Source organism: Peristeroidobacter soli (assembly GCF_004138485.1).
Lineage (GTDB): Bacteria > Pseudomonadota > Gammaproteobacteria > Steroidobacterales > Steroidobacteraceae > Steroidobacter > Steroidobacter soli.
The window spans coordinates 1,824,336-1,846,044 of sequence record NZ_ML142848.1 but is presented as its reverse complement, the minus strand read 5'-3'; the positions used below and the strand labels follow the sequence as shown (position 1 = coordinate 1,846,044).

The 21,709-nt window shown below is 63.2% G+C and carries 17 protein-coding genes; 7 read left to right on the top strand and 10 right to left on the bottom strand.

Going from position 1 to position 21,709, the window contains the following annotated elements; all coding sequences use genetic code 11:
• Positions 1 to 50: 50 nt before the first annotated feature.
• Complete coding sequence (locus tag EKO19_RS07740; RefSeq protein WP_129775755.1) at positions 51 to 593, bottom strand: hypothetical protein; 543 nt, start codon at positions 591 to 593, stop codon at positions 51 to 53.
• A gap of 155 nt (positions 594 to 748) precedes the next feature.
• On the opposite strand from EKO19_RS07740, the gene EKO19_RS07735 reads away from it, so the two are divergent.
• On the top strand, positions 749 to 2,593 hold the full coding sequence (locus EKO19_RS07735) for a serine/threonine-protein kinase (RefSeq protein ID WP_129775754.1): 1,845 nt from the start codon (positions 749 to 751) through the stop codon (positions 2,591 to 2,593).
• 9 nt (positions 2,594 to 2,602) lie between these two features.
• Here EKO19_RS07735 and EKO19_RS07730 read toward each other — a convergent pair whose 3' ends face one another.
• From EKO19_RS07730 to EKO19_RS07705, 7 genes are all read right to left on the bottom strand, one after another.
• Positions 2,603 to 3,115 (bottom strand): hypothetical protein, encoded by a 513-nt coding sequence (locus EKO19_RS07730; RefSeq protein WP_407676641.1) that lies wholly within the window; start codon positions 3,113 to 3,115, stop codon positions 2,603 to 2,605.
• A gap of 160 nt (positions 3,116 to 3,275) precedes the next feature.
• Positions 3,276 to 4,517 (bottom strand): hypothetical protein, encoded by a 1,242-nt coding sequence (locus EKO19_RS07725; protein ID WP_129775752.1) that lies wholly within the window; start codon positions 4,515 to 4,517, stop codon positions 3,276 to 3,278.
• Positions 4,514 to 7,675 (bottom strand): DEAD/DEAH box helicase, encoded by a 3,162-nt coding sequence (locus EKO19_RS07720; RefSeq protein ID WP_175596980.1) that lies wholly within the window; start codon positions 7,673 to 7,675, stop codon positions 4,514 to 4,516. The genes EKO19_RS07725 and EKO19_RS07720 overlap by 4 nt, the downstream gene beginning before the upstream one ends.
• Positions 7,676 to 7,897: 222 nt before the next feature.
• The gene (locus EKO19_RS07715) at positions 7,898 to 8,620 is read right to left on the bottom strand and encodes a YebC/PmpR family DNA-binding transcriptional regulator (RefSeq protein WP_129775750.1); all 723 of its coding nucleotides are present in this window, start codon (positions 8,618 to 8,620) and stop codon (positions 7,898 to 7,900) included.
• Positions 8,621 to 8,685: 65 nt separating this feature from the next.
• Positions 8,686 to 9,039, bottom strand: coding sequence for a DUF1840 domain-containing protein (locus EKO19_RS07710; protein WP_129775749.1), 354 nt, complete (start codon positions 9,037 to 9,039; stop codon positions 8,686 to 8,688).
• A 25-nt stretch (positions 9,040 to 9,064) separates the two neighbouring features.
• Positions 9,065 to 9,226: a hypothetical protein gene (locus tag EKO19_RS38195; RefSeq protein WP_157995162.1), complete on the bottom strand. Its 162-nt coding sequence runs from the start codon at positions 9,224 to 9,226 to the stop codon at positions 9,065 to 9,067.
• A 64-nt stretch (positions 9,227 to 9,290) separates the two neighbouring features.
• The gene (locus EKO19_RS07705) at positions 9,291 to 10,367 is read right to left on the bottom strand and encodes an HDOD domain-containing protein (protein WP_157995161.1); all 1,077 of its coding nucleotides are present in this window, start codon (positions 10,365 to 10,367) and stop codon (positions 9,291 to 9,293) included.
• 179 nt (positions 10,368 to 10,546) lie between these two features.
• Between EKO19_RS07705 and EKO19_RS07700 the strand changes: the two genes are divergently transcribed.
• Genes EKO19_RS07700 through EKO19_RS07690 form a run of 3 tightly spaced genes read left to right on the top strand, consistent with a single transcriptional unit; the run spans position 10,547 to position 17,294 of the window.
• Positions 10,547 to 13,924, top strand: a complete 3,378-nt coding sequence (locus EKO19_RS07700; RefSeq protein WP_129775747.1) for a transglutaminase family protein — start codon at positions 10,547 to 10,549, stop codon at positions 13,922 to 13,924.
• 29 nt (positions 13,925 to 13,953) lie between these two features.
• A complete protein-coding gene (locus tag EKO19_RS07695; RefSeq protein WP_129775746.1) occupies positions 13,954 to 16,371 on the top strand; it encodes a circularly permuted type 2 ATP-grasp protein in 2,418 nt (805 codons plus the stop codon).
• A complete protein-coding gene (locus tag EKO19_RS07690; RefSeq protein ID WP_129775745.1) occupies positions 16,368 to 17,294 on the top strand; it encodes a transglutaminase family protein in 927 nt (308 codons plus the stop codon). Before EKO19_RS07695 ends, EKO19_RS07690 begins: the two co-directional genes overlap by 4 nt.
• Here EKO19_RS07690 and EKO19_RS07685 read toward each other — a convergent pair.
• Together EKO19_RS07685 and EKO19_RS07680 are read right to left on the bottom strand one after the other, a co-directional pair.
• Positions 17,200 to 17,691 carry a PIN domain-containing protein gene (locus EKO19_RS07685; RefSeq protein ID WP_129775744.1) on the bottom strand — a complete coding sequence of 164 codons (492 nt, stop codon included), beginning with the start codon at positions 17,689 to 17,691 and terminating at the stop codon, positions 17,200 to 17,202. The two genes, EKO19_RS07690 and EKO19_RS07685, sit on opposite strands and share 95 nt — an antisense overlap.
• A complete protein-coding gene (locus tag EKO19_RS07680; RefSeq protein ID WP_129775743.1) occupies positions 17,669 to 17,920 on the bottom strand; it encodes a hypothetical protein in 252 nt (83 codons plus the stop codon). The genes EKO19_RS07685 and EKO19_RS07680 overlap by 23 nt, the downstream gene beginning before the upstream one ends.
• 144 nt (positions 17,921 to 18,064) lie before the next feature.
• Here EKO19_RS07680 and EKO19_RS07675 point away from each other — a divergent pair, with 144 nt between their 5' ends.
• The 3 genes from EKO19_RS07675 to EKO19_RS07665 all read left to right on the top strand — a co-directional run bounded on the left by EKO19_RS07675 (position 18,065) and on the right by EKO19_RS07665 (position 21,701).
• Positions 18,065 to 18,925 (top strand): MBL fold metallo-hydrolase, encoded by an 861-nt coding sequence (locus tag EKO19_RS07675; protein WP_129775742.1) that lies wholly within the window; start codon positions 18,065 to 18,067, stop codon positions 18,923 to 18,925.
• The gene (locus tag EKO19_RS07670; RefSeq protein ID WP_129775741.1) at positions 18,889 to 20,529 is read left to right on the top strand and encodes an ATP-binding cassette domain-containing protein; all 1,641 of its coding nucleotides are present in this window, start codon (positions 18,889 to 18,891) and stop codon (positions 20,527 to 20,529) included. Before EKO19_RS07675 ends, EKO19_RS07670 begins: the two co-directional genes overlap by 37 nt.
• A 149-nt stretch (positions 20,530 to 20,678) precedes the next feature.
• Positions 20,679 to 21,701: a serine hydrolase domain-containing protein gene (locus EKO19_RS07665; protein ID WP_157995160.1), complete on the top strand. Its 1,023-nt coding sequence runs from the start codon at positions 20,679 to 20,681 to the stop codon at positions 21,699 to 21,701.
• Positions 21,702 to 21,709: the final 8 nt, after the last annotated feature.

Below are 21,709 nucleotides of genomic sequence, written 5' to 3'. Positions count from 1 at the left end.
TCCGTCCCGGCCCTACCTCTGCAGCGGAGGGATGCCGTTGCACGATCGGTTCATTCCTTGACGTGGCTATTCGCCGTGTAGCTCAGGCTCACTCGCCAGCCGCGGTCCTTGGAGGGCTCGGCGACGGAGGCATGGGCTTCGGAGGTGGGGCCGCTCCAGAAGGCGACCAGGGTGTCGACGCGGGAGAGCGTGGCGCCGGCGTCGCCCATTTTCTTGCGGTGAGCCGCTGAGGCGAAGTCATAGGACGGGGTGCCGCGTTCGCGGGTCACGCGTTTCTTGATCGTCGCATAGAGGGCTGCGGCGTCGGCTTCGTCCTTGGCGTCGAAGATGTAGCCGCCGCGGAATAGTTTGCCACCGTCGCAGGAATAGACGGCCAGCCCGTCACGATCGAACTCCTGAATCCGGAAGGCGAACTGATAGCCTGAAGGCAGTTTGCCTTCGAACGAGGCGGAGCCGCGGGCGGCTTCGAGCGCGGCGATCCGGTCGCAGGGTGCGCCGAAATCCAGGACGCGAAAATCGGCGGCGGGGGCCGCGTCGGCAACCAGGGCGGTGCCGGTGAAAACAACGGAGATCACGAACAGGCTGAATCGCACGAACTGCACTCGACTGAAGAAAAAGGGCTTCGAACCGCCAATTTACCGCATCCGCCGGGCGCTTCGTCCACTGGAATGTGGACTCGATCACTCTGCGACCCTCCCTTAAGGGCGGGGTCGGCACGGATAAGACCGGTCGGGCATACAATCCGGCCATGAACAAAGAAGCGGCGCTGGCAAGCCTGGGGTTGCAGGGAAACGAGGATCACGCCACCGTGGCGAGGGTCTACGGCGAGCGTCTGGCCGCCGTGCAGGAGCGGCTGGTCTCGGCGCAGACCGATGTCGAACGCAATACGCAAGGCGCCAAGCTCGCCGAGCTGAGCGAGGCGTATGAGTTCATCACCGCCTCCGGCCGTTACACGAATCCCGACCCGAACGCGACGGCCATGCGTTCGGCCACGACGCTGACGCCCGCGCCCTCGGGCGACACGTTTGTTCGGATGGAGCCGGGCGCGGTCATCGCCGACCGCCTGGAGATCGGTCATCTGCTCGGTCAGGGCGGCATGGGCAACGTGTACGCCGCCCGCGATCGTCTGAAACAGGAAGACGTGGCGATCAAGGTGCTGCGTCAGGATTTGCAGTTCAGTATCGCCGCCAAGGATCGTTTCCTGGCCGAGGCCAAAGTTTCCTGCAGTCTGTCTCATCCGAACATCGTGCGCGTGCACGACGTAGGCATCAGCGGCGGGCTGTATTACTTCTCCATGGAGCGGCTGAAAGGTCACACCCTTCGGCAGCGGATGGAGCAGTATCGTCAAAACAATCGCGTGTTCAGCGTCGCCGAAGTCACGGACATCGCGCGCCAGCTGATCGACGCGCTTCGCTATGCGCATCGTTACATCGTGCATCGTGACATCAAGCCGGAAAACATCTGGCTGGCGGAAGACGGCACGGTCAAGCTGATGGACTTCGGCATCGCGCGCGCCTTCGCCAATTCGCAGCTCACGCAGACGGGCATGGCGCTCGGCACGGCGTATTACATGTCGCCGGAGCAACGTATCGGTTCGAAGGAAGTCGACTGGCGCACCGATCAATATGCGCTCGGCGTGGTGTTGTATGAATTGTTCGCGGGCACGCTGCCGACCGGCGCCGTGCAGCCGATCGAGAATATCCGTCGTGACTTGCCGAAGCGATATGCCGCCGCACTGATGCGTGCCATGGCGGTGATGCCGGAAGATCGTTTCCAGTCGCTGAACGAATTGCTGGCCGAGATCGAAGCGCCGCCGCCGAAGAAGTTTCGTTATGGCAGTCTGTTGTTGATCGGCGCGGGGCTCGCGGCGGCCGCCGCTGGTGCGTTCGTGATTGTGACCAATCAAGGTCGCGCGCCAAAGCCGGAGACGGTCGCTACCGCTCAGCCGGCCAAATCGACGCCGGCGCCAGCCGCAGGAACGACGCAATCGTCGGGTGCCGCAGGGACGGATGGAACAACGCCCGCCGAGCCGCCGCCCGAAGAAACGGCATCGGTCGCCGCAGCGTCGCCCGAGCCGGAACCTGAAAAACCGACCGAAGCGCCCGTGCAATCGGCAGCCGACGCGATCAGCGCGACGCCGCTGCCGGCTGCACCGGCGTCGTCTCCTGCGCCTCAGCGAGTGGCGAAGGCGACGCCCTCCGAGAGTGCGCCATCATCTTCCGCTGGCGGCGGCATCGACGCTCGACGCAAACAATGTATCGCTCAATGTGAACGCGACAATGGCGAGTGCGGCAGTCTGAGCCGTCGTGGCAAGCAGGAGTGCATGCGAGCGGTGGCGTTCGGTGCGACCCCGGGACGCATCACGACGACGAATCCGGCCGCAACGAGTTGTGCCTACTTCGGGCAGTCACGCTGTGACAACGCATTCAACCGCGAAGCCTGTCTGGCGCGCATGACCATGAGATACAAAGCCTGCGTCGATGTGCTCGGCGGTACCGTCACTCAACGTCGCCAGGATTGCGATGACAATGCCCGCCAGTCCGACCAGCTCTGCCTGGACGATCTGCGGGATTGTCGTCAGTCCTGCGAGTAACGCGAGCGGCTACTTCACCGGCACCATCAAGTGCTGATACGGCGTTCCCGCCCACATGATGTATGGAACGGCCGTATCGGGATCGGCGCCTTTGGGGTAGGTGTCGTAGAAACTCGAATCGGCGCCGACGATCATTACGTGCGGGCCGGTCTTTACCCAGTGATTCTCCGAGCTGGGTTTGGTCGCATACGGATCGGTGTTGCTGGCGTCGGTGCCGCCAGAGAGCATGTACATGAAGCCGACCTTGCCGTGCGTCGGTGTCGTGTGAGCGATCCAGGCGTGCACCCATTCCATCGCGTTCTGATCCATGCACATCGGATCGGGTCCCGGCGTTTCCGGGTTGTCCGGCATGCAGGTGAAACCGTTCGTTCCTTTGCGCACCGTACGCATCTTGCCGCTGTCATCCATCGTGACGATCGTGGCGTGCTGCGACACCTTGGCCGGCGCGGCGGTCATGGCGCTCTTGACGAGGTCCGTATCGGTGGGCGCGGCCTTGGCGTTTGTATCCGCGGTTGCATGCATGCTCACGGCGATTGCGAGCACGGCCGGCGATAACTGCGCGAGGAATCTGTTCATGACGCTCCCCTTCGTGGTCGGAATTGGCACGAGTGAGGATACGCCGTCGCGCCGACGCGAGAATACGTAGCGTGCGCCGTCGCACGGCGCCGCGACGCGACAATTCTTAGCCGACCACGCTTTTCAAATAACGAAACAACAGCGGATGTGCCGCTTGCAGGGCTTTGCGCTGAGCGAGCTCGTCGTCTTTCTTTTGCGCACGCCGCGCTTCGAGCCAGCGATGCACGCAGCGATAGTGCTCTTCGCCGGTACTGTCCGTTTGCGCCAGATCGATGGCCATCTGTCTGGCAAGCCCGGGCTCGTGTAACAGCATCCACGCGGGGAAGTCACAGGGGCTGAGTGCTGAATCGTCCGAGTCGTCATCGACCAGATCGTCTTCCGTTGCCAAAAACTCCTGCCATGCCTTGCCGACGCCGGCATCGGGCTGCTGGGGCTTGCTCAAAGCTTCCGACGCGACCGCGGGTGAATGCCAGCACAGAGCAAACCAGCCGGTCAGCGATTCGACGCGTCGATGTTGAAATGCGCCACTCTGCGCGACGGCGATGCACAGCGCGGGCTGTCGCCACCATTCGGGATCCTGCAGAACACAGGCGCTGACACCGGCCCAATCCTGCGCTTGAGTCAAAGCGAAGCTGCGATGGAGCTGTGGTTCGTCGGCGGAGAACGGCTGATCGGTCAGCGAGTCGGCCAACTGTCGCCACAGCGGCGTCAGTAATTCGCGCCATTGCGAACCGAGCAGTCGTTTGGCGGTCGGCGCCGTGTCCTGCAGAAACGCCAGCTCTTCACGCACATCGGCACTCGGGTGGCCCAGACGCGAGAGCGCCCCGACCAACCGATCATATCCGGCCAGGTCGGAATGATTCGGCGCGATTTCATACAGACGATCGAGCTGTCGTTGTGCGTCGGCCGCATTCATCGCGGCCAGGGCGCGACCGATGCCGTTGGTGAGCGTGGCCACCGGATTGTCGAAGAACAAATCCATCTGTGGCGCCAGCTTCGCCGGAATGAAACGTCCGGCGATGAGACGATGCACGTCGGTCTGAGTGCTGATACGCAGCGGCTTGTTGGCGGCCGGCGTGTCCGTGTGCCAGGCCGTGAACTCCTGCGGCTGCTCGACCAGCCCGATGCTACGAGCGTAGTTCACCGACTGTTCGATCTGCGCGCGGATCTTCTCCGGGCTGCCCATCAACACGCCGTCGAGGAATTCGATTTCCTGACGACGCCAGCTCTCGTAGTCGCTGTAAGCCAGGCGCCCGGTGGCGAGCAACAGCTCCAGGACCGTGAACGCGCCCTGTTCCAGCAATTGATCGTCCACCTGCTTCTGCAGGGAGCTGTCGATTTTGATCATGGAGCGAACAACATTTCGAGATCGGCCGCATCCAGTTGCAACGGCGCGGCGTTCTTTTCGGTGTACAGCTGGCTGGCCAGCTGATGTTTCTGTTCCTGCAGCCGCACGATGCGTTCTTCGACCGTGCCTTGCGCGATCAGCTTATACACGAACACCGGCTTGTGTTGCCCGATGCGATGCGCGCGATCCGTGGCCTGTGCTTCGACCGCGGGATTCCACCAAGGGTCATAGTGAATGACGGTGTCCGCGGCCGTGAGATTCAAGCCCGTGCCACCGGCTTTCAAACTGATCAGGAACAGCGGCACCGAACCGCTCTGGAATTTCTCGATCAGCGGCATGCGGTCCTTGGTATCGCCGGTCAGCAGCAGATAAGGAATGCCCAGCTCCTGCATCTGCTCTTCGATCAGGGACAGCATGGAGGTGAACTGCGAGAACAGCAGAATGCGCCGGCCTTCCTCGATCATTTCCGGCAAGGCGTTGCTGAGCCAGTCCATCTTGGCCGACGGCACGGCTTCTTCAGGCTGCTCCGCCGAGGTGACCAGCCGCGGATCGCAACAGGCCTGGCGCAGCTTGAGCAAGGCGTCGAGCACGGTGATCTGACTGCGCGCGAGACCTTTTTCCTCGATGGTTTCGCGCACGCGCCGATGCGAGGCGAGTCGGACGCCGTCGTAGAAGTCGCGCTGCTTTTCGTCCAGCGCGATGGTTTCGATGATCTGTGTCTTCTCCGGCAACTCCGGCGCGACGGCATCTTTCGTCCGTCGCAGCATGAACGGAGCGAGGCGCCGGCTGAGCGACAGCGCACGGTCACGATCGTTGTTCTTTTCGATCGCGGTCCGGTATTGGCGTTGGAAGTCGCGCTCGTCGCCCAGCATGCCGGGCTGCAGGAAGTCGATGAGCGACCACAGCTCGCCGAGATGATTTTCCATCGGTGTGCCGGTGAGACACAGCCGATGCTCGCCATTGAGGGCGCGCGCGGCTTGAGAAACCTTGGCGCGAGGATTCTTGATTACCTGCGCCTCATCCATGACGATCAAATAGAACTCCTGCGCCGTCAGCACTTCGCTATCCAGTTGCAACAGCGGATACGCGGTGATCACGACATCGACGTTGCGAATCGACGAGAACAGTTCCTTGCGCCGCGAGCCATGCAATGTCAGTTGTTTCAAATGCGGCGCGAACTGCTGGATCTCGCGTTGCCAGTTGCCGATGACGCTCACCGGCGCGACGATCAGCGACGGCTTGGTCAGCCGGCCTTCTTCCTTTTCCAGCGCCAGATGGGCCAGCGTCTGCACGGTCTTGCCCAGGCCCATGTCGTCCGCGAGGATGCCGCCGAGGTGGCAGCGTCGCAGGAACTGCAGCCAGCCCAGACCTTCTTGCTGATACGGGCGCAGTGTCGCGTTGAAGCGTGCCGGCGGTTGCAGCGGCTTGATCGCAGAGAAGTTCTTCAGCTCGGCGACGGATTCCAGCAGCGCCGTACTCTTCGAGCGCAGCACCGGCGCCTCGGGCTCTGAGGTGAGCTGAGCGAGACGGCTTGCTTGGGACGCTGGCAGCGACAGCGATTGCTGCTTGTTCAGCGCGTCGTGATCGAACAGCTCGACGAGCGTGTCGGCGATGCGCTTGATTCGTTCGATCGGCACCGGCAGATAGCGCTTGTCGGGCAGCTGCACGAACAGCTGATCGCCGATGCGATGTACGCCAGCCTCGCCATTACCGAGCGCGCCCTGCAGATAGTCGACGAGTGCCGGCAGCAGATTCACCTGGACGCCGTCGACGACCAGGCCGAGCTTCAAATCGAACCATTCGCGATCGCGGCCACTGTCGGCGTCCACATACCATTCGCCCGCCGAGGCGAGGCGATAGGGGAAGTCGTCGTTGACGACGACGTCCCAGCCTTCGGTGCGCAGTTTGGGAATGCCATCCATCACGAACGCCAGCCAGAAATCGCGACCTTGCGAGCTATTGGCCAGGGCCGAGGAGAAGCGCTGCTGAATAGTGTGCTCGGCTTTCCGATCTCGCGGGATCTCATGCAGCTTGCTATCCGCGACGATGCGGACGTGAGTCATGTCATCGCGCAGTGAACGGCTGTACACGGGCAGGCCGTTGTAGACGAAGTACAGCGTGGCGATGGGATCTTCGGAGAGATACAGCTGCGCGCCGACGCTCTTGCGTGCCTTCCGTACCGCTTTGAGTTCGCGCAGCTTCGGTAGAGCGGCGCAGCTCTGCGCGATCTCTGCATTCAATGCCGCGACTTCTTCGGGCGCAACCGGTGGCGAGTTCCAGAACCGACGGAAGTCTTCGATGGGGCAGGGCAGAGCGAGCGCACCGACCTCCTTGCTCGACGGATCGACGTAGGTCGCGACGTCCAGGTCGAAGAACGTGGCGACTGCATCGTCGCCGCGCTCGCTGACTTCGCATTGCAGATACTGCTCGCCATTCTCCAGCTGCTGCCACGACAGCTTGGTCTGTCGCAGCTTGCCTGCTTTGAGCGACGGAGTGTCGAGGGTCTGCCAGCGCGCACGGCCAGTTGCGATCACGAGATTCAGGACGGTTGTGCCGTCGGTATCGCGTAACAGCCACGGACCATCGGTCCGCTGCGAAAGTAACAAGTGCAGGATCTGTCGATCTTCCGAATCGACATAGCGAGGGAAGTCGTTGCCTCGAGGCACGAAGATGCTGGAGCCGCCGCGCGCGAGGCGAGCCGATCCAGGGGCGGATTGGCCAATCCAGGTCGACAGTTGCAGTTCGCCCGCCGACGTCGATTGCAACAGATAGTAGAGCCGCTGTTGTAACTGCGGCCCGGCAGATGCGGAGGTCGCACGTTGCAGCGATGACGTGGCGCGCGGAGGCGTGGCGACGCCAGGCGCGTTGCTCACAGCCGCGATCGACACGGCGGCGATGTGCACGCACGGGCTGGGTTTACCGCAGCTGCATTCGGCTTCCGCAATCGTCGGGTCGTTCGCAGCCGTGTGCCGGATGTAAACACGCTGCCGTTTGGCCGCCGCACTTTCGTCGGCGACCACACCTGTCACGACCAGACCAGATTGCAGAACGCGCAGCTCGCTGACCGAGCCGCCGCGGACCAAGTGCTGTGCGGCCGAGAACAGGTCGTCGCCAAAGGCGACCTGCAACCGGGGCATATTCAAATCGGGATCGGGCATTACGCTGTGCAGTCCCTGCTCCGCGTAAGCCCGGGGTATACATCCATGGATACCCGCTCGACGGAGCGAAGCCGTGCTTCGCTTAAAGCACCGTCGAGCCCTGCCACGACCCTCATGCGAGTCGGCAAAAGGCGCGACTTTTGCCTCTCGCCGCCGCCTGCGGCGGCGGGGTACATCCATGTACCCAGGGCGCCGGCCGATACATCATCTTGAACATCGGCTTCAGGCTAAGGTGTGATACACCTTCTGCACGTCCTCGTCCTGTTCGAGCTTGTCGATCATTTCCAGGACTTCGGTGGCTTGCTCTTCGGGCAGCTCGGTCGGCGTCAGGCAGATGTATTCATGCTCGGCGGACAACGGGTTGATGCCACGGTCTTCCAGGGCCTTTTGCATCTGGCCGAACTCGGGGAAGTTGCAGCGGGCCACGATCTGCGGCTCACCCTTTTCGCCGGTGCTCTCGCCCATCTCTTCCAGGCCGTGGTCGATCAGGTACAGCTCCAGGTCGTCCTGGTCGATGCCTTCGGGGTTCAAGCGGAACACGCCCATTTTCTTGAACTGAAAGCTGACGCTGTTGGCGGTGCCCAGGTTGCCCTCGTGCTTGGTGAAGATGCTGCGCACGTTGGCGACGGTGCGGGTCGGATTGTCGGTGGCGGTTTCGACCAGCACGGCGACGCCATGGGGGGCGTAGCCTTCGTACAGGATTTCGGTGAAGTTGGCCGCGTCCTTGCCCGAGGCGCGCTTGATCGCCGCTTCGACCTTGTCCTTGGGCATGTTGACGGCGCGCGAGTTCTGGATCACGCGTCGCAGGGCCGGGTTGGAGTGGGGGTCGGGGCCGCCGTTCTTGACGGCGATGGTGATGTCTTTACCGATGCGGGCGAATTGCTTCGCCATGCGGTTCCAGCGCGCGAACATCGCGTGCTTTCTGACTTCGAAAATGCGGCCCATGACTGGCTCCCCGGAACTCCAAGCGAACCAGTTTACCACCGCGCCCGACGGGCGGTTGGACGGGGTTACTTGCCCTTGGCTTCCCAGACCAGCTCGGCCTTGGCGGCCGCAGCCCGCTTGAGAATGCTCAGCAGCGGGACGGCCCGGGTCGCCAGGTCCACTGGCGCCTCATTGTCCTCGTCGTCCTCATCCTCGTTCCTGGAGTCTTCGTTGTCCGCCGGGCGGGCCGGGGTGGCATGCGTCCCGGCCTTGATCCGCTCGGTGGCTCGCTCGAGTTGACTCAAGGCCGCGGGCACGTCGTCCGGGCCGAGCGCGCCGGGGATACGCCCGGTCGCGCCCATCAGCTTCAGCAGCTGGACAGCAACGTCCTCGAACATGGTGATGGATTCAGTCGCGGTGGAGCGAAAGGTGACCAGCATGAGCGACGTTGCTCCAGAGGTTGAGTTAAGTGCAGCCTCTTACCAGAAACAGCACGAACAGCACTGGGATGGGAATGCCCAGCAGCCACAGCAGGATCCAACCTACTTTACCCTTCTGTCGTCCGTAATCCAGCATCCGGTGCAGGCCGGGCGGACGCTTGGGCATGTTTGCAGGCACATTAGCCATGGGGCCTCGCTCGTTCACTTAGATGCTTAGTGAACGACTGCAGTCGCGGCCCGGTTCCGGACCGCTATTCCTGCACGGCGCGGTTCGCGGCTTGCCAGATTTCCTGGGTGACCTTGCGGCTCAGGCCTTGCTCCATCAGCAGTGCCTGCGCGCCTTCCTCGGAATAGGTGCCACGCTTGACCAGCAGCGTCAGTGCGCCACAGAGCTCGCCGAAGTAGATGGCCTGACCGAGCGGGCTCATCGTGTCCGGCGGAATCTTGTCCGTCTGTTCCTGCAAGGCGCGAATGGAAGGGTCGGACAGCTCCCAGGTCGACGCGATGAACCCCGCGACATTCGGCGCCTGCGACTGCATGGCGCGAATGAATACTTCGGCGCGCGGCTGAATGTCCGGAAACTCGCGATATGTTTCCATCGTCAGTCGAAACAGCACGATGCGCGCCAGCGGGCCGAGCAGGCCGATCAGCTGCGCGATGAAGGGATCGGCGTTACCGAGCACCCTCGCGCACATCTCGGACGCGGCGGCCGTGCGTTGCGCATGTTCCCAGGTCACGGCGGCGAAGTTGTCGAAGTGACCTTTGGGCTGGCGAAACACCGGCTGCAGAATGGCCGTGGCCAGCAGGCTGCGCAGTCCATCGGTGCCGAGCACGACGACGGCACGATCGAGGCTGTCCACGGGCTCGGGTGAATAGCGATACGCGGCGCTGTTGGCCCGTTGCAGAGTGCTGCCCGCCAGCGCGGGATCCTCGAGAATCAGCCTCACCAGTTCCCGGCGAGTGCTCTCGTCGTCGTTCAGTGCCTGCATGAGCTTCGGCAGCAGCATCGGACGACGAGGGAAATATTCACGCTGATGAACCGCCGCCGCGGCGTTGTGGTTGACCTTCTCCAGCACCGCTTCGTGCTGACCCGAGATCGCGTAGTCGAAGCCGGGCACCGTGAAAGCCAGCTTGTAACATTCGGCAAAGGCGCTCGCGGTCGCCTCGGTTTCGAAGGGCGGACCGTCGCCGGCGCGGGGACCGGCAATGGCCTGGGGCTCGCCGCGAGGCGCGTCGGGAACCGGGGAACGATTCGACGCGCCGCGCATGCCGAACATGAACACGGCCACGCCGACCATGGCTGCGATCAGAATGATGGTGAGGGTCACGCTCGCCCTTGCTCCTATTCTGGAAGCTCTGTGCCGGTGCGATGATACCTCGTCGGCGCACCGCTCCGGTGCGCGGATGCCGGCGTTCGCGGCGTCGGCGCACCGATGTGGCTGGAGTGAGACTTGCATTGCCTGAACCCGAGCCGGAGCTCGGCCCCTCGGGCCGCAAGGAACAATGCTTGTCGATCCACGTCGCGCTGAATCATGTCACTCATTATCGATATGACCGGCGGGTCTCGCTCGGCCCGCAGCTGATCCGGCTGCGCCCGGCGCCGCACAGCCGGACCCGCATCCTGTCGTACTCCCAACGCATCACGCCGGCCGAACATTTCATCAACTGGCAACAGGACCCGGAAGCGAACTACCTGGCGCGCGTGGTGGTGCCGGAGCCGACCACCGAGCTGCGCATCGAGATCGACCTCACGGCCGAGATGGCGGTGCTCAATCCGTTCGATTTCTTTTTGGACGATTACGCCGGGCATTTTCCCTTCGACTATCAGCCGGCCGAGCGTCGTGAGCTCGCGCCTTATCTGGTCACTCATGCGCCCACGCCTCGCTTCGGCGAGTATCTGGCCGGCCTGTCGCGCCAGCGGGTGCGCACGATCGATTTTCTGGTCAGCCTCAATCAGCGGCTCGCCAAGGATATCCGTTATCTGATCCGGATGGAGCCCGGCGTGCAGACGCCGGAGCAAACACTCTGCAATGCGTCCGGCTCGTGCCGCGATTCGGGCTGGTTGCTGGTGCAACTGTTGCGGCATCTGGGCCTGGCGGCGCGCTTCGTGTCGGGCTATCTGATTCAACTGGCCGCCGACGTCAAAGCGCTCGACGGCCCGTCCGGTCCGCCGGCCGACTTCACCGATCTGCATGCCTGGTGCGAGGTGTATCTGCCGGGCGCGGGCTGGATCGGTCTCGATCCCACGTCGGGATTGCTGGCCGGCGAAGGTCACATCCCGCTGGCGTGCACACCCGAGCCGTCGAGCGCGGCGCCGGTGTCGGGCGCGGTCGATGAGTCGGAGGTCGAGTTCTCCCATCACATGAAGGTGGAGCGGATCTGGGAAGCGCCGCGCGTCACCAAGCCCTACACGGAAGCGCAGTGGTCGGAGATCGTTGCGCTCGGCCGGGCTGTGGATGCGGATCTGGAAGCGGAGGACGTGCGTCTCACGATGGGCGGCGAGCCGACGTTTGTCGCCGTCGACGATCCGGATGGCGCCGAATGGAACACCGCCGCGCTCGGGCCGACCAAGCGGGCACGCGCGGCTGAGTTGTTTCATCGCTTGAAGGAGCAATACGCGCCGCACGGATTGGCGCACTTCGGCCAGGGCAAGTGGTATCCCGGCGAGCAGTTGCCCCGCTGGTCGTTCAATTGTTTCTGGCGCGGGGATGGCGAGCCGATCTGGAGCGAGCCGTCGCTGTATGCCAATGAGTCGACCAACTACGGGGCCAGTGAAAAGCACGCCGGTGAGTTCCTCACTGCGGTGGCAAGACAGCTCGGACTCACGCCGCAGTTCGTGTTTCCGACCTACGAGGACGCGTTCTATTACTTGTGGCGCGAGCGACGCTTGCCGACCAATGTCGATCCCTTCGATGCGAAGCTGGAGGATCCGTTGGAGCGAGCGCGATTGGCGCGCGTGTTCAGCGCTGGCTTGGATAGCATCATCGGTCATGTGCTGCCGATCGCGCGCAACGCGTCCGGTTGGGAAACGGGCTCGTGGTTCCTGCGGAGCGAGCGCTGTTATCTGATTCCTGGCGATTCGCCGATCGGATATCGATTGCCACTGGATTCGCAGCCGTGGGTGACCGAGGGCGAGTATCCGTATTTGTATCAGGTCGATCCGAGCGAGGAATTGCCGCCGTTGGCGCGCTACGCACAGATTCGACGACAACCGTCGGATTGGATCGAACAGCGTCAACCATTGCCGCTGCAGGCGGAGCTGCGGCGGCAGGCGTGGCGTGGCATCGATGGGACGACTGGTTCGCAATCGACCGGTCGTGGCGGCCATCACGAGCTGCATCCTGATGCACCCGGAAAGGGTGAGTCCGCGCATTGGATTACGCGCACGGCCATGTGCGCGCAGGCTCGCAATGGCGTGTTGTATATCTTCATGCCACCGATGCGTCGGCTCGATGATTATCTGGAGATCGTTCAGGCCGTCGAAGCCGTGGCGCGCAGCCAATCGCAGCCCGTCGTGCTGGAGGGATATGAGCCGCCATCCGATTCGCGTCTGAACCATTTCCGGGTCACGCCGGATCCGGGCGTGATTGAAGTCAATATCCATCCGGCCGCCAGCTGGGATGAGATGGTCGAGCGCACCACGCATTTGTATGAATCCGCGCGCGAGTCCAGGCTCAGTACCGAGAAGTTCATGCTCGATGGGCGTCACACCGGCACCGGCGGTGGCAATCACTTCGTGCTCGGCGGGGCGACGCCCAACGACTCGCCGTTCCTGCGGCGTCCCGACTTGCTACGAAGCCTGATCGCGTATTGGCACAATCATCCGGCGTTGTCGTATTTGTTCTCGGGTCTGTTCATCGGGCCGACCAGCCAGGCGCCGCGCGTGGACGAAGCGCGTAACGATTCGTTGTATGAGTTGGAGCTTGCGTTCAAGCACTTTCCGGCGGCCGAGCAAACGTCGCCGCCGTGGTTGATCGACCGTCTGCTCCGCAATCTGCTCATCGACGTCGCCGGCAATACGCATCGTGCCGAGTTCTGTATCGATAAACTGTTCTCGCCCGACGGCACCACTGGCCGATTGGGATTGCTGGAGATGCGCGCGTTCGAGATGCCGCCGCATGCTCGCATGAGTCTGACGCAACAGCTGCTGTTGCGCTCGTTGATCGCGAAGTTCTGGAGTCGTCCCTACGAGCCGGCGAGGTTGGCGCGCTGGGGAACCGAGCTGCACGACCGTTTCATGCTGCCGTATTTCATCGAGCAGGATCTGCGCGACGTGCTCACCGAGCTGCGCGCCGACGGCTATTCCTTGCAGCCGGAATGGTTCGCGCCGCATCTGGAATTTCGTTTCCCCAAGGTTGGCGACTTCGCGACCCGCGGCGTCGACATGGAGATCCGGCAAGCGCTCGAGCCGTGGCATGTCATGGGCGAGGAGGGAACGATTGGCGGCACGGTTCGTTATGTGGATTCGTCGGTCGAGCGGTTACAGGTGAAGGTCACTGGCCTCGCGCCGGATCGTTATGTGATCGCGTGCAATGGCCATGCGATGCCGCTGCGCCCAACTGGTGCAGTCGGTGAGTTCGTGGCCGGTGTGCGTTATCGCGCCTGGCAGCCGGCGTCGGCATTGCATCCGACGATCGGGGTGCATTCGCCGTTGACGTTCGATCTGATCGACACCTGGATGAATCGCTCGCTGGGCGGCTGCCAGTATCACGTGGCACATCCGGGCGGCCGCAATTACGCGACGTTCCCGGTGAACGCCTTCGAGGCGGAGAGCCGGCGGCTGGCGCGCTTCTTCCGGTTGGGGCATACCCCCGGCCGGGTCGAAGTGCCGCCTGCATCGACGGCGCCGGAGTTTGCGTTTACGCTGGATCTCAGAAGGACGTGAGTATTCTTGCGTCCGTATCTCAGGCTCGAATGTCCGCTTCGCTTCAAACCTATACGCCCGATCTGCAGCGCTACGACGAGCTGTTGTCCCCCGATGGCAGCATCCGTCCGCACTGGCGCGCGCTGGTGGAGCGATTGGAGCAGGCCGGGCCGGATGCTGTCCGGCGCAGCGCCGATCTCGCCCGACGGTTGATCGTCGAGAACGGCGTCACTTACAACGTTTACGCCGATCCGCAGGGGCGCGATCGATTGTGGACGCTCGACATGCTGCCGGTGATCATGTCGGCGGAGGAGTGGCAAAGCATCGAACGCGGCGTGATTCAGCGTGCCCGGCTGTTCGATTCGGTGCTCGCGGATTTGTATGGTCCGCAGCGGCTGCTCCAGGAAGGCACGGTGCCGGCGGAGATTGCTTTCGGTCATCCGAATTATCTGTGGCCGTGCCATGGCGCCGTCCCGCGAGGCGGTCGCTGGCTCTATATGTACGCCGCCGACTTGGCGCGTTCGCCCGATGGGCGCTGGTGGGTGCTCAGCGATCGCACCCAGACCCCTTCCGGTCCTGGCTATGCGCTGGAGAATCGACGCATCGTGTCGCGCGTGCTGTCCGATACGCTCGACGATCTCAATGTGCGTCCGTTGAGCGGTGCGTTCGCATCGCTGCGGGATGGATTGCTGGCGAACGTCGAGGACAGCGAGATGCCACTCGCGGTCGTGCTCACGCCCGGACCGTTCAACGAAACCTATTTCGAACACGCGTATCTGGCGCGACAGCTGGGCTTCTCGCTGGTCGAGGGCTCCGACCTCACGGTGCGCGATGACACGTTGTATCTGAAGACGCTCAGCGGCCTGAAGCGTGTGCACGCGGTGCTACGCCGGCTCGACGATGACTTTTGCGATCCAGCGGAACTGCGCGCCGATTCGGCGCTGGGCGTCCCGGGATTGTTGAAGGTGGTGCGGGCGGGGCGCGTCGTGTTGGGAAATGCGCTCGGCAGCGGCGTGATCGAGTCCGCCGCGTGGCTGGGTTTTCTGCCATCGATTTGCGAATGGCTGCTCGGCGAGCCGCTGCAACTGCCGTCGGTCGCGACTTGGTGGTGCGGCGAGCGGCCGGCGCTCGAAGAAGTGCTGGAAGGGCTGGATCGTCTGGTCATCAAACCAACCTTCCCGAATCAGCGCTTCGAAGCCGTGTTTGGCCGAGATCTCACTCGCGATGCTCGCGCTCGATTGATACGTCGCTTGCGGGCGCGGCCGTATGCCTATGTCGCTCAAGAGCGTCTGGCGTTGTCGCAAACGCCGGTGTGGCGGGGCACGGGGTTGACGGGGCGCGCGCTGTCTTTGCGTGTGTATGCGATTGCCGGGCCCGATGGATATCAAGTGATTCCTGGTGGCATGGCTCGAATTGCGTCGGATGTCTATGCCGACGTGGTTTCGACTCAGCGCGGTGGCGGCAGTAAAGACGTGTGGGTGCTGGGCCAGGGCGAGGAGGGCTCTCAGATCACTGAGATCGCGCCGCGCAGCCGGCTTCGCAATGAAAGCTTGCCGTCGCGCGTTGGCGAGAATCTTTACTGGCTCGGTCGGTACGCGACACGCTGTGAGGACAAGATCCGGTTGCTGCGAGGAACGCTGGCCTTGGAGCGTCGCTCCGAAGTGTGGCCGCGTGCGGTTGATACATGCCGGCATCTCGGTGTCACGCCGATGGATTCCGATCCGGCGGCGAGCTTGTTCGATACTCAGCATCAGCTCGGTATCGCCGCGGACTTGCAGCGGCTGCAATGGTCGGCGACGCAGGCGCGCGGTCGGCTGTCGGCGGAGCACTGGCGAGCTATCGGCGTCGTGCAGCGTCAATATCACGATGCTTCTTCCAGCAGCAGCGACGTGCGCGAAACGCTCGATCGATTGACGCTGTCGTGCGCGGCGCTGTCGGGATTCGCGCATGACGACATGACTCAGGACGACGCGTGGCGGCTGATGATGCTGGGCCGGCGGGTCGAGCGGATTTCATTCCTGGCCATGCTCCTGTCGCGTCGACTGAGCGAGGCCGCGCCCACACGGGGCGAGCTGGAGTGGATTCTGGATATCGCCAGCGGCACGATTGCCTATCGCACTCGATATTTCGATCGCCCCCGGCTGGCGCCTCTATTACAGCTGCTGGTGCGAGACGCGAAGAATCCGCGCTCGCTGGCGTTTCTCGGCCTGGAGATCTGCGCGATCACTCAGCAACTGAGTGAATCGGCGGGCGAGCTGGCGGTGGATTTCTTTCAGCAGGCCGTGACTGAAACGGTTGAAGCGGACTATGGCGCGCTGGAAGGCCTGGGCTATAGCGCCGAGCTGGCCAGGCAAGGCTTTGCTCGGGCGCTGAATAGGATGGTGGATGCGGCGTCGTTGCTGTCCGATCGGCTGTCCATGCGCCATTTCTCTCATACCGAACTGGACCGTCACGCGGTGACCGCATGAGCGCGGCGGTGACTTATCGGGTGAAGCACGAGACGTTGTACAAGTACAGCGCCGAGGTCGTGCACGCCCATCATCTGCTTCATCTAGTGCCGCGCGCGATGGCTCATCAGGCCTGCAGCGAGCAGTCGATTCAAATCACGCCGGAGCCCTCCGGCAGCCTCGATGCCATCGATGCCTTTGGCAATCCCCTGCGACGCTTGGAATTCAGTCGGCCGCATCAGGAGCTGTCCGTCACCAGCGAGATGAAGGTGGAGGTGCGCGAGCGGCGTGCGACCGATGCTCCGACGGAGTCTTGGGAACGCGCGCGCAATCGGTTGCTCTATACGGCGCGACCGCCTGGCAATGAACAGCTCGATGCGATTCGCTATCGCGTCGAGTCGCCCTACGTTCGTATCAAGCAGGCATTCACGGAGTACGGCGCGGATTGTTTTGTCACCGGTCGCCCGCTCCTGGCGGCCGCGGATGCGTTGATGATGAAGTTATATCGCGAGATGAAGTACACGCCGGGCGTGACAGACATTTCGACGCCCTTGCTCCAGGTGTTGGAAGAGAAGCGCGGCGTGTGTCAGGACTACGCTCATCTGATGATTGCGTGCCTGCGCGCTCGCGGACTGGCGGCTCGCTATGTCAGTGGCTATCTGCGCACCAATCCTCGCCCCGGCGAGTCCCAGCTCGTCGGCGCCGACGCTTCGCACGCTTGGGTCGCCGCCTTCTGCCCACCGCTCGGCTGGGTCGAGTTCGATCCCACCAACGGCGTCCGCGCCGGCCTGGATCACATCGCCATCGCCTGGGGACGCGACTTCGGCGACGTTTCCCCGCTCCGCGGCGTCATCCTCGGCGGCGGCTCCCATACGCTGGCGGTGCGGGTTCATGTACAGAATATGACGTCGTCGGCGGCAGGTCGTACTGAGTCAGCGGATTGATGATTCTCACGCCGCCAATGAGCTGGCCGTCGTTGAGATCTTCCGTGTAGAGCAGCGAGGCCCCGACCTCTTCGGCGGAGGCGACGATCATCGCATCCCAGAAGGAGATCTGTGCCGATTCGGACAGGTCGCTGGCGCGGAGAATGGTTTCGGGCGTGGTCGGATACTGAACCCAGGGCGTGTAGGCTTGAACGATCTCACGTGCCGTGGTGCGAGCGGTGGCCCGCTTCTTGGTCACCGTCACATAGAATTCCTGGAGTACCTGCACGGAGATGCGTCCCGTCTGTGCATCCCACAAGCGCTCCAGCGCCCGGACCGCTCGATTGTGTTTCTCACCGGCCGTCGCGTCGTGCGCGTAGACCAGAATGTTTGTATCAACGAAAACGACTTCGGTCATGGATCTCGTCCCGGTTTTCCATGCGGGCGCCCCCGAGGTCGAGTCCCGCTTGCATCAGAGCCTTGGCCCTCCGGTGCGCGGTTTCGTAGGCGCGGTCCTCGGCCACCAGGCCGCGCAATTCTTCCGCGAGCAGGGCGCTGATGCTCGTGCCGCGGCGAGCGGCGATAGCACGCGCCTGCTTGAGCAGCGCGGGCTCGATTGCCACGGTGATGTTCTGTTTTTCGGCCATTGTCGCGGGTCCTGACTCGGTTCACGCAAAATACGTGAAGGCTCGCGGTGGGTCAATCTTGCGGCGCGAGCGGTGTCGGAAACCCGGTAGCCGCTGACGCGTGCCGGTGAGCGGGGTGGGCGGCAGTGGTGATAGGCTTGCGGCATGTCGCTCAGCTCCGGACAACTCGACCCAATCGCTCCCGGCGTGCGCCGGCTGGTGGCGCGCAATCCCGGGTTCATGACGGGGCCGGGCACGAACACGTATCTGATCGGTCACGATCGTTACCTGGTGATCGATCCGGGGCCGGAGGATGCGGTGCATGTCGAGCGCATCCTGCGAGAAACGGGCGGGCGCATCGACGCGGTGCTCGCGACTCACACGCATCCGGATCATTCGCCCGCGGCCAAGGCCCTTGCCGATGCGACGGGGGCCACCGTGATGGGCAAGCCGGCGCCGGAGCATGGGCGTCAGGATGCTGGCTTCACCCCGAGCAAGCTGTTGAACGATGGCGATCGGGTGACGATCGGATCGCTCACGCTGCAGGCCCTGCATACGCCGGGGCATGCGTCGAATCATCTTTGTTATCTGCTCGAAGGCACGGGCCTGTTGTTCACTGGCGATCATCTGATGCAAGGATCGACGGTGGTCATCGGGCCGCCGGATGGCAGCATGGGCGACTATCTGCGCTCGCTCGCGCGTTTGCAGAAGGAGCCGGCGACTCGCATCGCGCCCGGCCATGGCCTGACGATCGAAGACGCGCAGGCCGAGATCGTGCGCATCATCGCGCATCGCCTGCAGCGCGAGGCCAAGGTCGTAGAACGTCTCGGCCGCATCGGTGCCGCCGATATGGATACATTGGTCGTCAGCGTGTATGACGACGTCGATTCCCGCTTACATCCGGTGGCGAAAGGCTCGCTGCTGGCTCATCTGCTGAAACTTGAAGAAGACGGCCGGGTCGTGCGCGACTCGCCGGCAATCAACGCCCTGTGGTCGCTGCAAAACTCTCCTCCTCCGTCCCGCTGATCGAGCTCGTCAATTGTTCGTTGATCTTCGAGGCGCATCAGGCGCTCGAGGAGATCGACTTCAGCTTGCGTGAAGGCGAGCGCTGGGCGCTGATCGGCGCCAACGGCTCCGGCAAGACCATGCTGCTCAAGATGCTTCGTGGCGACGTGTGGCCGACGCCCACCGGGCGTCAGCGGCGCACGTCTTCGCTCATGAAAGAGCAGATCGCTTACGTCGGGCCGGAGCGGCAGGATAAATACGTTCGTTACGACTGGAATCTCACGGTCACTCAGGTGGTGACGACGGGGGTGTTCGACGAGGACATTCCGTTGAATCAGCCGACTTCCGCTCAGCGAGAGCGCGTCGCGCGAGTTCTACGGCGCTTCGGGCTGTGGGGGTTGAGACAGCGGCGCATTCTCAGTTTGTCGTACGGCCAGCGGCGCCTGGTTCTGGTCGCGCGCTTGTTTGCTGGGCCCGCGGCGGTGTTGTTGCTCGATGAAGTGTTCAATGGATTGGATGTGAGAGCCAAGGAGAAGTTGAAGAAGGCGCTCGAGCAGCCCAGAGGCGGGCATGACTGGGTGATCACGTCGCATCGGCCGAAGGAGTTGCCGAAGAATGTGACGCATGTGGCCTACATCCAGCAGGGACGTATCGTTTCAGCCGGGCCGATCGGGCATGAACAGACAGTAGTTCGCGACGACGAGCCGTCTCGTACCGCCGCCGCGAGCGATAAGAAGGCGCATGGCGCCGCCGCGGACGATAGGAGATGGAGTGGCGCCGCTGGACGCTTGGCCAAAGTGCCGACGTCGCAGGTACGAGCCCACGTTGCTTCCGGGCACGCGCGAGCTGGGCGACTCTCTACGGCGCGGCCGAGATCGGCCGCGGCCGTTACGGCTCGTGATGCGACGGTGGCTTCGGGTAATTCGCGCAAGCAGAAGAGCGCCGCGCCGCTGTTCGTCATTCGCAACGCCGAGATTTATCGCGACTACCGCCCGGTCATTCGTAAATTCGACTGGACGCTGGGGCGCGGTCAGAACTGGGCCATCCTCGGTGCGAACGGCTCGGGCAAGAGCTCGCTGCTGAATATGATCTACGGCGATCTGCATCCCGCGCTGGGCGGCACGATCGAGCGGGACGGCGCGCCGAAGGGCACGCACATCGAAGCTTGGAAACGTCGACTCGGTTGGGTGTCGCCGGAGCTGCAGGCCGATCATTTCCTGGCCAGGTCCATCGAGGAGATCGTCATCTCCGGTCGCTATTCCAGCGTCGGCCTGAACGACGCGCCGACCAAAGCGGATCGCAAGGCCGCCGCTCGCTGGCTGAAGTTTTTCAACATCGAACATCTGAGCGCTCGCGGCCCGAGACAAGTGTCGTACGGGCAGATGCGGTTGGCGTTGTTCGCGCGCGCCATGATGAACGATCCGGAGCTGTTGTTACTGGACGAGCCCTGCACGGGGCTCGACGGCGATGTGCGAGCGAGCGTGCTGGGTTTCATCGAGCAACTGGCTGAACAAGGAACACAGATCGTGATGGCCGTGCACGATCCGGAAGACATCGTGCCGGCCGTGAGGCATGTGTTGCGAATCAACCGCGGCGGCAAGGTGCAGCTCGTCGACATCGACTAGCATCGACGCCCGCCACGACTCGGAGGTAGTGCTGCATCAGCTGTAGCTTTGCCACCGCTCGCCGTCGATATTGCCGGGCGCGAGTCCGGCTCTGGCCGATGCAAGATCGCTGGCGGGCGTGCGTAATGGATCGATCGACGAGGCTTGCGGTGCTCAAAACAATCGGTGGCTTGCTACTTTCACTCAGCATCGGCGTCGCGCACGCCGACGCCACGCTCGCGCCAGCTGAACAGATCGCGGCTGAGGTTGCGTCCGGTCAGCATGCCGGCGTCGAGTCATTCATCATGCAGGTCGACGGCAACATCGTCGGTCGTGCAGTCGCGGACACGCTGGAGCGGCGGCCGCCGGATCTTCGCTCCGCCACCAAATCCATCACCGCGCTGCTGATCGGTATCGCCATCGACAAGGGCGCCATCCCGTCGGTGCAATCGAAGGTCATGGACCTGCTCCCGATGCGACGACAGGTTTTCGAGAAGGATCCGCGCAAGGCGGCGATGACGCTCGAAGATCTGCTCACCATGCGCAGCGGTCTGGATTGCAACGATTGGGATCCGAAGTCCCCGGGCCACGAGGACAAGATGTACCAGGAGCAGGACTGGGTCGCCTTCTGGAGCGAGCAGAAGATGCGCACCGATCCGGGCAAGGAATTTTCTTATTGCACCGGCAATGTCGTGGCGCTGGGCGAGATTCTGTCGGCGGCAGTGAGCATGTCCGCCGATGCGTTCGCGTTGAAGAATCTGTTCATCCCCATCGAAGCGCGTCGCGCCGAGTGGAAGTACTACGACGGCAAGCGCGGCGTCGATACCGGCGGCCACTTGCGATTGGATCCGGATGACCTGCTGAAGATCGGTCAGCTCGTGCTGAACCGGGGCATGTACCAACAAACGCGGATCGTCTCCGAAGCCTGGATCGATGCGATGACTCAGGAGCGCACCAATATTCCCAACGCCAATCAGCGCTACGGCTATCTATGGTGGCTGGATCACACCAAGGATCCGCAGCTGCCGCAGACCAGGCTGTTGTGGGCGCAGGGCAATGGCGGCAGCTTCCTGATCGTGATGCCCGAGCTGCGCAGCGTGGTGGTCGTGACGGCGACGCGCTTCAACAAGCCGGACATGCTCGAGCCGATGTTCTGGCTCAGAGATCGTTTGCTTCCGGCCATGGGCAAATAAAAAGGGCG